Source organism: Pseudomonas sp. NPDC086566 (assembly GCF_050280885.1).
In the GTDB taxonomy this organism is placed as follows: domain Bacteria; phylum Pseudomonadota; class Gammaproteobacteria; order Pseudomonadales; family Pseudomonadaceae; genus Aquipseudomonas; species Aquipseudomonas vlassakiae.
Window position 1 is genome coordinate 1 of record NZ_JBNNWD010000029.1, and the last position, 2136, is coordinate 2136.

Sequence of the window (2136 nt, forward strand, 5' to 3'; positions counted from 1 at the left end):
ATGCCGCTGTCGCCCAACGGCAAGCTCGACCGCAAGGCCCTGCCGAAACCGGAGCTGGGCCAGTCGCGGCGCGAGTACGTGGCGCCGCAGAGCGAACTGGAGCAACGCCTGGCCGCGATCTGGCAGGAGGTGCTGCAGGTCGAGCGGGTCGGCCTCACTGACAACTTCTTCGAACTGGGCGGGCACTCGCTGCTGCTGGTGCGCCTGGTGTCCCGACTCAAGACCGAGTTTTCCGTGGAATTGCCAATACAGGACGCTTACCTCGCCGCCGACCTCGGTGCCCTGGCTGCCCTGGTGACGCGTAACGCGAGCCCGGCAGAACAAGACTACGACGCCATTTTTGACGCCTTGGACGAACTGGAGGCATTTGATGCTTAAGCAAGGGACCCAACAGGGCAATGAACTGGTCCAGCGGATCAGCGGGCTGAACCACGACAAGCGCGTGGCCCTGTTCAAGCGCCTGCTGGAGAAAGGCGTTGATCTGGGCCGGCTGCCCATCGTGCCGATGGCGGAGGGTGAGGCGCTACGCCTCTCCCACGCCCAGCAGCGGCAATGGGTGCTCTGGCAGCTTGACCCGCAAGGCGCTGCCTACAACATGGTGACCGTGCTGCGCCTGCGCGGGGCATTGAACCTTGACGCCCTGCACCAGGCATTCACAGGCCTGGCGGCGCGGCACCAGACCTTGCGCACGCGCTTCTTGCTGGATGCCGACGGTCAACCACGTCAGTGCATCGACCCGGTCGGAGCGCTGGTGATTGATACCTGTGACCTGGCCGAGGCTGACGAGCCGACGTTGCTGGCCGCGATCGAGGCCGAGGCCATCCGCCCGTTCGACCTGGAGGCCGGCCCGCTGTTGCGCTTGGCGCTGCTGGAGGTGGGCGAGGCGGATCGGGTACTGGTCATGACTCAGCACCATATCGTCTCTGACGGCTGGTCCATGCAGTTGATGGTCGACGAACTGATCAAACGCTATCAGGCCCATTGCCAGGGCCTCGCAGCACAGCTGCCGGCCTTGCCGATCCAGTATGCCGACTATGCCGCCTGGCAGCGCCAGTGGCTGGCGGCGGGCGAGCGCGAACGTCAACTGGATTACTGGACGCAACGCCTGGCCGGTGAGCAGGGCCCACTGGAGCTACCGTTCGACCGGCCACGGCCGGCTCGCCGCAGCAACCAGGGTTCGCGGGAGATTTTCGAACTACAACCCGCCCTGGTGCAGGGTATTCGTCAACTTGCCCAGGCCCACGGCTGCACGCCGTTCATGCTGCTGCTGGCCTCGTTCCAGTTGCTGCTGCATCGCTACAGCGGCCAGGCTGACATTCGCGTTGGCGTGCCTTCGGCGAACCGCAATCGCGCCGAGACCGAACGCCTGCTGGGCTTTTTCGTCAACACCCAGGTGTTGCGCGCAGACATCGACGGCCAGGCGTGTTTCCTCGACTTGCTCAAGCAGGTGCGCCAGGCTGCGCTGGAGGCCCAGGCCCACCAGGACTTGCCGTTCGAACAACTGGTCGAAGCCCTGCAGCCGGAGCGCAGCCTGAGCCACAGCCCGCTGTTCCAGGTGATGTTCAACTACCAGGTGAGCGAGGGGGCCATCAGTGACGGCGTGAAGTTGCCGGGGCTGGAAGTGGCACAGATGCAATGGGCCATGCCCAGTGCGCAGTTCGACCTGAGCCTGGATTGCGTCGAGCATCCACAGGGCCTCAGCGCTTCGCTGATCTATTCGACCGACCTGTTCGATGCACCGCGCGTCAAGCGCATGGCCGCGCACTGGCAGAACCTGTTGCGGGCGATCCTCGATGCCCCGGCGCAACGGATGGGCGAATTGCCCATGCTGCATGACCAAGAGCGGGCGAAGGCGATCGCTGGTTGGAACGCCACGGCACGCGATTACCCGGGCACGCCTTACGTTCATCAGCTGTTCGAACAGCAAGCCGCCCGTCAGCCGCAGGCGCCGGCACTGACCTTCGCCGAACGCACCCTGAGCTATGGCGAACTCAATGCCGAGGCCAACCGCCTGGCGCAGTATCTGCGTGGCATGGGCGTGGGCCCTGACGTGCTGGTGGGCATCGCCGCCGAGCGTTCGGTGGAAATGGTCGTCGGCCTGCTGGCGATCCTCAAGGCCGGTGGCGCCTATGTGCC

The 2136-nt window shown here is 65.2% G+C and carries 2 protein-coding genes; both read left to right on the plus strand.

Going from position 1 to position 2136, the window contains the following annotated elements; genetic code table 11:
* Window positions 1-378: phosphopantetheine-binding protein (locus tag ACQKPS_RS26720; protein ID WP_427606282.1), on the plus strand; the 378-nt coding region annotated here is incomplete at its 5' end.
* The coding region (locus ACQKPS_RS26725) for a condensation domain-containing protein (protein WP_427606284.1) at window positions 371-2136 on the plus strand (1766 nt) is incomplete at its 3' end. The genes ACQKPS_RS26720 and ACQKPS_RS26725, both read left to right, overlap by 8 nt.